Here is a 12659-nt window from a genome sequence, read left to right on the forward strand (position 1 = left end):
ATACCTTTAACCGCGATCACATCGTCACCTATTGATTCCTGACTTTTTGGGATGTTTGGTCTTTTCTCTAAAGACCAAACTAATAAAAAAGAGTCATAATGATCATATCGTCACCACTGGATTTTAGAAAAGCCGCCCAAAAAACATTACCACCTTTTTTGTTTCACTACATAGATGGTGGCGCCAATCAAGAAGTCACTTTAGCGAACAATACCCTCGATTTACAGATGTTGCAGCTTAAGCAGCGAGTACTTAAAGACGCGACTAATCTCAGTACGTCCATCGAACTCTTTGGCGAAAACCTATCAATGCCTATTGCACTTGCACCAGTTGGCTTAACGGGAATGTACGCTCGTCGAGGAGAGGTGCAAGCCGCCCAAGCCGCTGAAAAAATGGGGATTCCGTTTACGATGTCGACAGTGTCGGTGTGTCCCATTGAGGAGGTCGCGCCTGCGATTGATCGGCCAATGTGGTTCCAGTTGTACGTACTAAAAGATCGTGGATTTATGAAACACGCCTTAGAGAGAGCCAAGGCTGCGGGAGTCACAACGTTAGTTTTTACTGTAGATATGCCAACGCCTGGCGCTCGATATCGAGACAATCACTCCGGAATGAGTGGCCAATACGCCGCAGCGCGACGGGTATTTCAAGCAATGTGCAAACCTAAATGGGCGATTGATGTCGGCATTAAGGGAAAACCGCACGATTTAGGCAATATATCCAAGTATCGGGGCTCACCAACAGAACTTGAAGATTATATCGGTTGGATAGGCGCTAATTTTGATGCGTCGATTTCATGGAAAGACTTGGAATGGATCCGTGAATTTTGGGAAGGGCCTATGGTCATTAAAGGCATTTTAGACGAGCAAGATGCAAAAGACGCCGTTAAGTTTGGTGCCGATGGCATAGTGGTGTCCAATCACGGAGGACGTCAACTGGATGGTGTGATGTCGAGTGCAAAGGCACTTCCGACCATTGCAGATGCGGTTAAAGGGCAGACTAAGATTTTTGTTGATTCTGGCATTCGGAGTGGCTTGGACGTGGTGAAAATGTTGGCGTTAGGCGCAGACTGTACGTTACTTGGTCGTTCATACATTTACGCGCTAGCCGCCAAAGGAGGCGTTGGTGTTGAACAACTTCTTGGGCTTTACAAACGCGAAATCGAAGTTGCGATGACGCTTAATGGTGTTACCGACATTGAGTCAATCGGGATTGACTCTCTGGTACAATAAATACCCAGTATATTCCGACTCTTAGCCCTTGAAAGTGACGTAGGTAATCTCTGACAAATTGCTTTTAATATAACAATTTCAATAGTTTAAAAGGTTGATACCAAACAGAGCGATTTGTTGTTCAACAACATGCTCTATAAGCTCTCGTTTTTTACGCACGTGCATGGACAACGAGATGCTTAACAAGTTTAAAAAAGTAAATCATAAACTATTTGCCATTATGGCTTCGGGGTTATTTTCTTTATTAGTCGTCGCTGGAGTGAGTCTATACTCAGGTACGCGACTCAGCGACGAATTCACATCTTTTCAATACTATAGCCAAAGCGCAGCAACTGCTGCTGCCATCGAAGGCGATGTACTAAGTGCGCGTATTAACGCGCTAACCTACAGAAATAGCTTCGATATGCAATTTTTGGATACTGCCAGCGTGCTTTTAGATCAAGCTAGAATGCAAGCGCAACAATATTCAAAGCATGGAGTTAATGTCGAGCGTAAACAGCGATATTTTACCGTCGACCAACTTTTAGAGCAGTATATGGAAGTGCTATCAAAGGTAAAAAATTACCACCAATCAGGTTCACCTATTTCAAAAGACAGTGGGTATTGGGATGAGCTTAAAGAGCTGGGTTTTTCTGTAGCGAACATACTTGATGGCTTAAAAAAGCAATCTGTGGAACACCAAATTGCTGTGGAAGATGATTTTTCTGCAACCATTGATTGGACTAATGCTGTTGTACTGATCGCGCTTATGCTCGCGATTCCAAGTTTATATGGATTGTGTCATATCATTGGGTCAAGCATTACTAAACCTATCGAGCAAGCGAGGTTGATGGCAGAGCGACTTGCATCGGGTAGCTTAACGAATGCAGTCATAGACGCAACTGGGCGAGACGAAATAGCGCAGATGCTGAGAATGCTGAGCGAAATGGAAAGAACACTGTATACGACAATCGAAGAAGTGGTTACATGTAGTGATACTTTGGCTTCCGCATCTGAAGAGCTATCTACGGTAAATGGTGAGGTTCTGCAAAGCGCGCGTGATCAGCAACTCGATACCGATCAGGTGGCGACAGCGGTTAATCAAATGACTGCGGCAATAAATGAAGTAGCGACGAGCGCAAGCCTTGCCTCGACAGAAGCTGCAACGACGACTCAGGTCGCGGATGAAGGAGATCGAGTTATGAGTCAAACCATGCAAAAGGTGTCTGGTTTGGCAAGTAAAATGGGGGTCTTGAGCAAAGAAATTACGACCCTAAAGAGTGGGACTCAAGAAGTCGCAGAGATCATGGATGTCATCCAAAAAATTGCTGAACAAACCAATCTTCTGGCGCTAAACGCGGCTATAGAAGCGGCTCGAGCAGGTACTCAAGGACGTGGTTTTGCAGTGGTAGCCGATGAAGTTCGTCAATTAGCTCAGCAAACACAAAAAGCGGTGGAGCAAATAGAAACCAAAATAGTAACACTTCAACAAAACACGGTTCAGGTCGTGGAGTCCATCGACGAAAGCCAGGACATGCTACAACAAACTGTGGACCAATCTGAAAGTGCCAGCAAGGCGTTTTCAACCATCGTAACTTGTGTAGAAACGACGAATGAATTGAACACTCTTATTGCCACAGCGACCGAACAGCAAAGTACTACCGCAGAACTCATCAACCAAAGTATTACCTCGATGCGTGATCGCGTTGAAACGACGGTTTTACAAATGCAAGATAGTAATCAAGCAGCTAATGAATTGGCTAGAATGTCGGTCACTTTAAGCGACCAAGTTCGGTTTTTTGAGCTTCAAGTCAAAGAGTTAGCTTAACTACTTTCAATTACTTCAAGGCCGCTTTTCTAAAATTGAAAGTGGTCTTGTATTATACTGCCCAGTAACATTTTCTTACATGGCAGTAAGTGTAAATTAGACAGGGTGTCGAAATTAGCTAATGTTCAGCGAGGCACCATGGCAAATAAAGTGTATTTACTCATCGATAACCAACCGCTATTTAGTGATGCAATAAAGCAGATTATCGAGTCTCAATTTAAACCGCAGCAAGTGGTGAGTTGTGACGACGTGAGTGACGCGTATAAATGGTTACGAAAAGGCGATATCGACGTATTAATTGCAGACGTTGAACTGAAGAATGGCAGCGGCATTGAACTGGTTAAGCGTGCTCGTAAAGCAGGGTTTAGAGGCAATGTGTTGTTTGTTTCGTCTAAAAGCTATCAAACCTACTCAAGTTTGGCACAAAGTGTTGGCGCTCAAGGATACGTAAGCAAAACGGAAGCGCCAAACATAATCGTTAAAGCGATTAAATCGGTTAAGTTAGGCTACACATTTTTTAAGTCTTCTGTCACAACAGACCTTGCGACAGTGACATTGTCTAAACGAGAGCTTTCCGTGCTCAATTACTTATCTCAAGGGTATTCCAACAAACAAATATCCGAAATATTATGTTTAAGTGAAAAAACCATCAGCACTTATAAAGCAAGACTGCTCAAAAAGTATAAAGCGCCTTCGCTCGTTCATTTACTAAATAGTGCTTCTGCGCATCAACAGCTTACTGAGTTTGAAAAGGGAACAGAGGCAGTAGGATATTAGTTAAGTGCTGATGAAACGCGCTGTACCGATTGCGATTGCAATACATAGCGCAACTCGGTGGAATCTGTTCAATAGGGATATCTAAGTCAATACTATAGAAGCCAGGGATAGCTCGATCTATTGAGGTCATAATCGTTGCACCGCCGATTTCATTCACGGTATTTAACACGCTAGTTATATTATCCACTTGTGCGACGATATCGAACTGCCCATCTAAACTCGCGTTAATTATTTCTTTAAATGGTAACTCAGCAGACCAACCCGTTGCTTGAGGTAGGATAAAAGGCAATCCATATACATCTTCCATTGGGAGATGACAAAGCCGTTCTGGTATCACTATGGCGAACTTAATCTTTCCAAGCGGCTTTTGATATAAGGCTTTAGGGTATCCTTCGTTGAAAAAATGAAACCCCAGGTCTATTTGACCTTGCAGTATTTTTTGTGGTGTGTCTTCATCCCACGAAACGATAGTTAATGGACTGTGGGGAAAGTGCTCTCTAACGATTTTAATCACCCGATGCCCAGCGTAGTACTGCGAAAACTGAGGTAGCGCAAGTACAATAGGTTTACTGTAGTGCTCTGGAACGAAAGGGCGTCTCGTTAACGTTTTATTGAGGTGATCTAACCCACTTTCTAGCTGCGGCAAAATTTCTAACAATAGAGGTGTCGGCTCATAGCCAGTGTGGGGATCAAGAAAAAACAACGGATCGTCAAATTGCTCGCGCAGTCTCGCCAAATACTTACTAACGGATGCTTCACTCTTGTCCAATAATTTTGCGACAGCCTTTAGCTTCTTATGTTGGTAAAGAAGCGGCAATATTTTTAGCAGGTTAAGGTCGATCTCGCTTTTCATACTGCCTCTGCACATAAGGGTAATGTATATATATAGCATACTCCCACACCAATAATAATGTGGGTTGTAAATATTGCAACTTGTTGATTTATTGCGCTTGAGTTAATTGGCTTTTGTGTTCATAAAGTCTTTCGTCCGCTCTTAGAAGCGCATGATCGAGTGGCTCATGTAATTCTTTGTACGTAACACCACACGCAATCCCGACAGTAAATCTATGACTGGTGACAGAATCACTTTGGACTTTTGATTGAAGTTTGTCGGCTAACTGTGTTGCTCTGCTGCGACTGCATCTTGGCAATATTGCAATGAACTCATCACCGCCGCTTCGAACAAGGAAATCAGACTTTCTAAACACACTTTTCATGCTGCTTGCGATATGTTTAATCGCTTCATCACCCGCGTGATGGCCATATTGGTCGTTGATCGACTTAATTCTATTTCCATCAATAGCAATTATAGCGCTTCCTGATTCAGAGAGGGCAATGTCAAACTCTTGAGCGGTAAAAATTTTGCGATTATATAAACCTGTCAATTCATCAACTGTGGCACTTGTAATGGCGACATCAAGTTGTGATTTGCGCACATTGGATTCGCGGACTTTAAGATGAAGTAAAAACGTCGTACAAAACATGATCGCAAAAAACACCAAATGCTCGCTCAATAGTTTGCTCACAGGGTAGCTATAAACAAATGTAGTCATGTTGTCGGCAACATAGTTGGACGTGAATGCGATGTCGCTGAGCCAATAGTGTCCATAACGGATGTGTATGTACTTCTTTCGCCCTTCGTACTCAACTTCTATGGTTTTATCTTTTAGCCAATCATCGTCTAGATATTGGTCAACGATGTACTCTCCAACAATGTCTTTATTGTTGATGGCAGCAAGAGGCGTTTTACTTGAAACGACAGGTGCGGAGATGGAAATGACAGGCCTGCTTGTAATAGCGTCTGTATACACGCCAGAAACGATAATTCTGTCTGCCAATTGGTCGGTGTACGCGTACTTTGCACAGACGTGAGTGATTACACAGCGTTCTTCTGAGAACAGTGACTTCTCTAAATGAAATCCGTCAATAGGTCTTTGTAGAATGTATTTTTCACCACTAAAGGATCGATACATCAATAAAATACTTGGGTTATTAATAAACCTTGAAAGGTGACGAATAGAGCGATGCATTACCTTACGTGCTACCGCTTCTTCAATCGTTAATTGTGTGTTTTCTAAAGTGTAAATGTGGTCCTGGTAAGAGGGCACAATAGATTCGTTAACTTGTTGCGGATCTTTATCCGAAAGCCCAGCAAGCTCAGATTCGGCAAGTAAGCCCATCATGATGATTTTTTGCTTGTGGTTGTCCATCTCTTTAGTAATGACTTCAAACTCTTTTAAGTTGCTGCTTACAAAATAGCTTCCTGTTGTGGCCAAAAACAAAAAATAGCCGATGGAAGATAGAATTAATGCAAAGTTAAAACTTGAAGACTTAGATAATTTTGATGCCATGGTAATCCTTTCAGTTACATCAAAGCGCTGTTGCGCGGGAAAGTTCGACCAAATTGGAGACCGAATACTTGTCTAAAATTCTTTTTTTATAGGTACTTACTGTTTTCTCACTGATGCTCAATATTGATGCGATTTCTCGGTTGGAACGACCCTGCAACAAGTGGTTCATGACCACCGCTTCACGTTGAGACAGCATGGTGTCATCTTGGGTTTGGTGTCGCTTACTTTTAAATTTGAAGAAGGTATAGCCGTTGGCGATACTGGCTACGGCGTCTTTAAGAATGTTGTGGCTTTCCGCTTTGCACACATAACCATCAGCTCCCAACTTGAACGCGAGTTCGCTAAACATAGGACTGCCTTCAGCAGAGAAAAAAAGTACCTTTCCTCTGTAGCCTTTTGAACTGAGACGGCGCATGAAATCAAATCCGTCGTGATCACCCAAATTGACGTCGAGCACTATGAGGTTAATTCCGTGTTTATCTATCAAAGACTGGGCTTCAACGGCTTTGGTTGTGGTGAATACTGATGCGACAGAGGGGAGTTCGGTGATCAACGCTTTTATCGCAACGCACACCAATGGATGATCATCGATGATCAGACAGTTAATTTGGGTCATTGTATTTACCTAAGGGATGAGTGCTAGATCTTGGATGGGCATGGGACGGTAACGGTAGAACCCTTGGCATACATTTACGCCATAGTTTTTGAGTGTGTTCCACGTGGCTTTGTCTTCGACGCCTTCCGCTACGACATTAATATCTAAGCTTTTGGCGAGAGCACAGATAAAATAAACAATTTGGTTTTTCTTCGGCTCATTGATCAAGCCCTGTACAAAAGAGCGATCAATTTTTATTTCATTGAATGGCAATGCAGAGAGCTTCTGTAAGGATGAAAAGCCAGTCCCAAAGTCATCAATTGACACCCCAACACCATTCAAACGCAGCTTAGATAAGTTCCTAAACAGTTCAACGCTGTCGTGGTAGCTGTCGCCTTCTGTGATTTCAATAGTAAATTTTGATGGAGCGATGTCGTGCTCTAAACAACGAGCTAGAAACTCGTCGCTAAAACGAGCGAACTGCAAATTGGAGTGTTCAACATTCAAGGATACTTGGTAGGCCAATTGACCTTCTTGTATGTCAGTAATCGCGTTGCCAAACACAGTGTCAAATAACTCTAGGGATAGGTTGCAGCGCTCAATTATTGGCATAAATACTGCGGGAGACAAAACACCAAATTGCGGATGGTGCCAGCGGGCTAATGCTTCCACACCTACGATTATGTTGCTGTCAAAATCAACGAGAGGTTGGTAGAAATTTTGTATCTGTCCTTCTGCAAGAGCGATCAACAGGTCTGCCTCACTGACTATAACATTGTCGGCTTTTTGTGGTGTTTGGAGTATCTGTGTTGGTAATGCAAGAAACGAATCAAGCTGCTGTTGCTCGTAAGGTTTTGTCAACTGACCAATTACGTTGAACCCAAAGTTGTCACACATTGCTCTCACAGTCGCGGTAACGGATTGCTCCATGGCACTAAGGATTACAACATTGCCAGTAAAACCTTGTTTATCTAGGGCAATTAGCATGTCGATTCCATCTATTTCGGGCATTTTTAAATCGCAAAATAAAATGTCTGCATGGTGTTGCGCCATCCAAGATAGAGCGTCATAGCCGCTGACAAAACCGTGAACGGTGCTAGCTCCCTTTCGTTTTAATGTTCGCTCTAACAGGGTCAGTTGTAGAAGATTGTCATCAACAATGACAATACTTGCGTGCTCATTCATGATGGCTTATCCAAGTGGTTGTGTGGGCAATTTCGTAACGAAGTGACTGTATCAATTCAGCAATGTGGTCTTTGCGCTCTGTAGAATTAGAGGAGTCTAACTTTTTAAACAGCTGTCCATAGTTAGTAATGGATAGCGCAGCGAGACCGCCTTTTAAACTGTGCAGCGCTTGATGAGTGATTTGATGATCAAAAGAGGATTCAATTAGTTCAATGTCTTTGGTTACGGTATCTACAAACAGTTGGGCTATCTCAATTCGTTCTTCAGAAGCAAATTGATCGAGCCAAAAAGGGATAGCACTCGTCGGCTTAAGCAAAGGTTGAAGAGCGTGTCGAAGATCGTCCAAAGAGTAAGGCTTGGTGATCACTTTATGAATACCGCTCTGTGTTGCCTTTTTAGCAGCAACATGAGGATCGTCTGCTGTAATTGCAATTATAGGGAGCGAAGTTGATTGAGTGCTATCTTGAAGGAAGTTCGCTAGGGCAATACCGTCCATCTTTGGCATATGAAAATCAGTAATAACTATGTCAAAGCGAGAATTACTCTTAAGTTGTTTTATCGCTTCAAGGCCATTGTTCGTGACGGTGTAGTTAAGTCCAAGCTGACTCAATTGCATTTTCAACAGCGCTTGATTGAGCGGGTTATCTTCAGCAACAAGTACATGACCATTTAAAGGCCTATGCTGTGCGAGTGTCGTAGATGCCGATTCTTTTTGACCCTCAGAGAGCTTTTTGAAAAGAAGGTCAGGGTATTTGCTTTCTAAACCTGACAAATCCAGTCGCTTTTCATTTTGAATGTCTTTTTCTGCTAGAGATGTCGATGGCAATAATGGCACATTCCATATATCACACCATGCCTTATTGCTGTGCGCGATGCTGTCAAATACCACAGAATCGTTCCATTTCGGCATAGGTTGTAGCTCTAAGGTAAGAGGTAAAGTTACTCGTACTGTCGTACCAACATCGGGAATGCTCTCAATCATTATTTGCCCATCCATCGATGTGACTATTTTGTCGACGATGGTTAACCCTAAACCTGTCCCACCATATTCTCGGCTGATAGTGCTATCGGCTTGAACGAAAGGCTTTAGTACATTAGATAGTTGTTCTTTTGTCATCCCAATCCCAGTGTCTGTCACCTTGAGATCTAACTCTGTGTGGGTCAGTTTGATGTCGACCTGAACGCTACCGTTGTGAGTAAATTTTATTGCGTTGGACAAAAGGTTACTTACAATCTGGACAAGTCGAGTCGAGTCAGTCATCGCAAAGCGATGCAATGTGGGCAAGAACGCGAACTGGATGGGTAGCCCTTTGTTGTTTGCACGTTGCTCAAACGCTCTTACGCTTTCACATAATACTGCGACGAGATCGACTTTAGTGATGATTAACGTCGTATCACCAGAGTCAATTTTAGAAAAGTCCAATACCTCATTGACGAGCTGATTAAGTAAAGATGTTGACGACTTTGCTTGTTCGATGAGTTCAACTAAGGAAGGATCGGACAGTTTGTGGCCTAGTAAATCTAAAAGCCCATGAACGCCGGCAATTGGCGTTCGTAGCTCGTGGCTCATTGTGGCTAAAAATTGTTCTCTTACAGTCACGGCACTCATTGCTTCAGCTTGTGCTTTCGCAAGGCTTTCTTCTCGTCTTTTTTGAGCGGTTAAATCGTTCATAACGGTAATTACGTAGGGCTTAGATGTGACACTCGATTGAATAATCTTCCGTTCACGTGTGACGTGTTGAATATTAAGGTGACAACGCTCCACTTCATGTTCTTGAGCGATGAGTTGATCTTTCATGACCAATTTTAATTCGACCGAGTTGTCTACCAGCTGAGTCTTGTCGTTAACGTCACGAAGAGTACAACGAGTACAAGCACCGCTTTTCATACGAGAGCAGTTTGTAAGCACGATATCGTTATTGTCATCATGAATAAAAACAAGGCTATTTAACTGCCCGATGATTTCTTGTAGCCAGTGTTTTTCTTTTTCTTCTTGGTTGATGACTGCGTGGGCCAAAGTGACTTTTAATTTTAGGTTCTTGCGCCCCACATAAACGAATACCATGACGACGATAAATAAGGCCATGAGCGCCGCGGTAACAATAGCGATTTGACGAGTTGAATGTCCTTGCTTGATGGTGAACTTTCGATAACTTTGATGCAGCTTAATGACCTCGTCTTGATCCAAGGTATCGATAAATGCGTTTATAAGTGATGTCAGTTCAGGTTTTGTTGAGGAGACTGCAAATGCAATTGATATGGGTAAGCTGCTGTGAGTCGCCAATTGAAAGTCGCTATATGCACTATTTGCTAGGTAGTTGTGCGCAATATCTTCGGGTAGATAACCAACATCGATCTCACCATGCTTTAGAGCAGATAGCATTTGAGACAGGTCGGTAAAGCGAAGCATAGCGTTATCTCGCCACGAATCTAGATGAACGATGCCTTGTTTATCGACACTAATTAAAACGCCATATTTTCCCGTACTTGTAGACGGAACCAATGAATTAACATCTACAGAAACGTAATTGGTGGTAATAAAGGGCTTGGTTAACGCCCAATCCCCGCCAATTGGCTCGCTGGCATACGCTACAGGTACTAAATCAGCGGTAAACCCCGCCAGATCGCCTTTTGAGCGAGCTGGTGAACGATATTCAAAAGCAAGCCCAGAACGCGACGTTAATATCGACATAAAATCGACTAAAAACCCGTCATGGTCGCCTTTGTTGTTTGTGTAGAAAAAGGGGTATGCATTACTGCTGGTACTATAAGTTATTTGGTTTGATGACCCATTACCATGACGAAATTTGGTGAGCAATCGATCAGCGACATGGTATCGGTTTCGAGAAGCGATTGATCGAACGTTGGTACCTTGAGCTTCCCAATTGAGAACTTGGTTAAACTGATCAACAATTTGTTGATTGTGTTTAGACGTTATTAACCTTAATTTTTCGGGTTTAATATGGCTGGGGAGGGTCATTGTTCCAAAGTGGATATCGTGACGGTCCAGATACTCTGTAATGGAGATGAAATTGCCTATGATCCCATGCGCTTCTCCCTTTAATATCCCTTGCATAGCGCTCTGGAAATTATCGTACGTTACGATAGACCTGGGGTTACTCTTGGCCACATGATCGCAGTGAACTGAGTTAGCCACACAAGCCCAACTGATTCGAGACATTGGAAACAATGCCATATGGGGATCGCTAAACCACATCGCAGTAGTCGCTTCAAATAGAGGCTCGGAGAATAGAAATCGTTGTTCTCGCTTTGGCGTGGCGCTAAACCCCAAAGCTGCGTCTACATCGCCGTTGTCAATCGCACTAAACACTGACTCGATGTCGTCATAAGCGATGAGTTCAAATGTGAACCCCAAAGCTTTAGATATGTTGTGTAAATAGTCAGAGTTAATGCCGTAGAACGTCGTTAGAACTTTCTCTTGTCGGAGAGTCTCTTCAGTAATGACAGCAAACTTGTAGTTAACGTCTTGATGTGGATCAGCCGCTGCGTTAGACGCAGCCATACTGAGCAACAAGCATGATAAGCATTTTAAAACTATGTTGAACGTACGCAGCACAATAATAACTCTGGGGAAAAAGAGTGCTACTGTAAATTCAGATAGATTGATGTCAAACGAGGTGGAATCTTGGTTTGGAGTTAACTCACTGTTTTATTAGTGTTTAATTGCTTCTTGTCGGAACTCTCTGACAACGAAAACTATAATTACTTACAGCTTGGAAAGTAAACTAGATTTAAAACTGCGCGAGTGTATGTGGCGAAAATCTAGGTAGAAAAGAGCGCCAGAATTGGCGCTGCTAGGGTGTTCAAACGGTAAAAAACACTATGTAAATGGATTAAGCAAACTCTTGTTTAAGGTACTGAACAATGTCATTGGATTCGTACATCCAAGTGTCAGTGCCATCTTTAGTTATTTTTAGGCATGGAACCTTTACTTTACCTCCACCAATCTTTAGCTCTTCACGGGCGTTAGAGTCTCGTCTGGCGTCCTTTAATTCGACAGAGATCGATTGTCGTTTCATTTCACGTCTGACTTTGACACAAAAAGGGCAGGCTTCAAATTGATAGAGTGTTAGATCTTGTGCTTTGTTGTCTGCGTTTTGTTGGTCTTGAACCGAACGTTTGACACCAGATGGGCGAAACACGAAGTCGCCAAGCAGAATCGCTTTTCCAAGCACAATGCGTATAAGCTTCATACAATCCTTAAATGTTGATTTTATGTGATAATAGTTATCAATACTGCCTTGCATTGTATGTTGAGTCAATGTGCTGCTTAGAATTCTATTTACTGGCGATCAATATCAAAAAGGAGTTAAAATTCTGTGCACCAAGGACCGTGAATTTTGCGTAGTACGTGATATAGACAGATTTAGAAGGTAGCAAGCAAGTTAAATTACCGATCGCTACTAGTTAGTAAGCTATTGTCTTGTGAAAGATTTGCCGGTTATGGCGGAAAAATCGTCGTAACGTTTGATTTATGGTCAAACAGACTCACATATCAAAAATAAGGGTTTAAATTTTTGAAAACTATGGCATATTAGTTGTGCTTCCAGAGCATAGCGTACTTCGTATAATGGCTATTACCTCAGCCTTCCAAGCTGATGATGCGGGTTCGATTCCCGCAGTACGCTCCAATTTCTTTTCAACAGTTCCTAAGTAGAAATCCTTCTAGCGCAAGCAGCAATATACGCACT

At 42.7% G+C, this 12659-nt stretch carries 9 protein-coding genes and 1 tRNA gene; 4 read left to right on the top strand and 6 right to left on the bottom strand.

Annotated elements, in window-relative coordinates; translation table 11 throughout:
* Window positions 1-98 precede the first annotated feature (98 nt).
* The 3 genes from lldD to JQC93_RS03990 all read left to right on the top strand — a co-directional run bounded on the left by lldD (window position 99) and on the right by JQC93_RS03990 (window position 3816).
* Window positions 99-1232 (top strand): FMN-dependent L-lactate dehydrogenase LldD, encoded by a 1134-nt coding sequence (lldD, locus tag JQC93_RS03980; RefSeq protein WP_205157150.1) that lies wholly within the window; start codon window positions 99-101, stop codon window positions 1230-1232.
* A gap of 175 nt (window positions 1233-1407) precedes the next feature.
* Window positions 1408-3039 carry a methyl-accepting chemotaxis protein gene (locus JQC93_RS03985; protein WP_205157151.1) on the top strand — a complete coding sequence of 544 codons (1632 nt, stop codon included), beginning with the start codon at window positions 1408-1410 and terminating at the stop codon, window positions 3037-3039.
* Window positions 3040-3177: 138 nt separating this feature from the next.
* On the top strand, window positions 3178-3816 hold the full coding sequence (locus JQC93_RS03990) for a response regulator transcription factor (RefSeq protein WP_205157152.1): 639 nt from the start codon (window positions 3178-3180) through the stop codon (window positions 3814-3816).
* On the opposite strand, the gene JQC93_RS03995 is transcribed toward JQC93_RS03990, so the two are convergent.
* From JQC93_RS03995 to JQC93_RS04020, 6 genes are all read right to left on the bottom strand, one after another.
* Window positions 3776-4669: a LysR family transcriptional regulator gene (locus JQC93_RS03995; RefSeq protein WP_205157153.1), complete on the bottom strand. Its 894-nt coding sequence runs from the start codon at window positions 4667-4669 to the stop codon at window positions 3776-3778. The two genes, JQC93_RS03990 and JQC93_RS03995, sit on opposite strands and share 41 nt — an antisense overlap.
* An 88-nt stretch (window positions 4670-4757) precedes the next feature.
* Window positions 4758-6167 (bottom strand): GGDEF domain-containing protein, encoded by a 1410-nt coding sequence (locus JQC93_RS04000; RefSeq protein ID WP_205157154.1) that lies wholly within the window; start codon window positions 6165-6167, stop codon window positions 4758-4760.
* 19 nt (window positions 6168-6186) lie between these two features.
* Complete coding sequence (locus JQC93_RS04005) at window positions 6187-6783, bottom strand: response regulator transcription factor (RefSeq protein WP_205157155.1); 597 nt, start codon at window positions 6781-6783, stop codon at window positions 6187-6189.
* 9 nt (window positions 6784-6792) lie between these two features.
* A complete protein-coding gene (locus JQC93_RS04010; protein WP_205157156.1) occupies window positions 6793-7947 on the bottom strand; it encodes an EAL domain-containing response regulator in 1155 nt (384 codons plus the stop codon).
* Entirely contained in the window at window positions 7940-11470 is a 3531-nt protein-coding gene (locus tag JQC93_RS04015; RefSeq protein ID WP_205157157.1) for a hybrid sensor histidine kinase/response regulator, read from the bottom strand. Before JQC93_RS04015 ends, JQC93_RS04010 begins: the two co-directional genes overlap by 8 nt.
* 331 nt (window positions 11471-11801) lie before the next feature.
* Window positions 11802-12161 (bottom strand): glutaredoxin family protein, encoded by a 360-nt coding sequence (locus JQC93_RS04020; protein ID WP_205157158.1) that lies wholly within the window; start codon window positions 12159-12161, stop codon window positions 11802-11804.
* A gap of 363 nt (window positions 12162-12524) precedes the next feature.
* Here JQC93_RS04020 and JQC93_RS04025 point away from each other — a divergent pair.
* Window positions 12525-12599, top strand: a tRNA-Gly gene (locus JQC93_RS04025).
* Window positions 12600-12659: the final 60 nt, after the last annotated feature.

This window comes from Vibrio ulleungensis (assembly GCF_016900875.1).
Lineage (GTDB): Bacteria > Pseudomonadota > Gammaproteobacteria > Enterobacterales > Vibrionaceae > Vibrio > Vibrio ulleungensis.

What these genes read in the sequence shown, in the direction of transcription:
- lldD (WP_205157150.1), top strand. Translation starts at nt 99, where the DNA reads ATGATCATATCGTCACCACTGGATTTTAGAAAAGCCGCCCAAAAAACA.
- JQC93_RS03985 (WP_205157151.1), top strand. Translation starts at nt 1,408, where the DNA reads ATGCTTAACAAGTTTAAAAAAGTAAATCATAAACTATTTGCCATTATG.
- JQC93_RS03990 (WP_205157152.1), top strand. Translation starts at nt 3,178, where the DNA reads ATGGCAAATAAAGTGTATTTACTCATCGATAACCAACCGCTATTTAGT.
- JQC93_RS03995 (WP_205157153.1), bottom strand. Translation starts at nt 4,669, where the DNA reads ATGAAAAGCGAGATCGACCTTAACCTGCTAAAAATATTGCCGCTTCTT.
- JQC93_RS04000 (WP_205157154.1), bottom strand. Translation starts at nt 6,167, where the DNA reads ATGGCATCAAAATTATCTAAGTCTTCAAGTTTTAACTTTGCATTAATT.
- JQC93_RS04005 (WP_205157155.1), bottom strand. Translation starts at nt 6,783, where the DNA reads ATGACCCAAATTAACTGTCTGATCATCGATGATCATCCATTGGTGTGC.
- JQC93_RS04010 (WP_205157156.1), bottom strand. Translation starts at nt 7,947, where the DNA reads ATGAATGAGCACGCAAGTATTGTCATTGTTGATGACAATCTTCTACAA.
- JQC93_RS04015 (WP_205157157.1), bottom strand. Translation starts at nt 11,470, where the DNA reads ATGGCTGCGTCTAACGCAGCGGCTGATCCACATCAAGACGTTAACTAC.
- JQC93_RS04020 (WP_205157158.1), bottom strand. Translation starts at nt 12,161, where the DNA reads ATGAAGCTTATACGCATTGTGCTTGGAAAAGCGATTCTGCTTGGCGAC.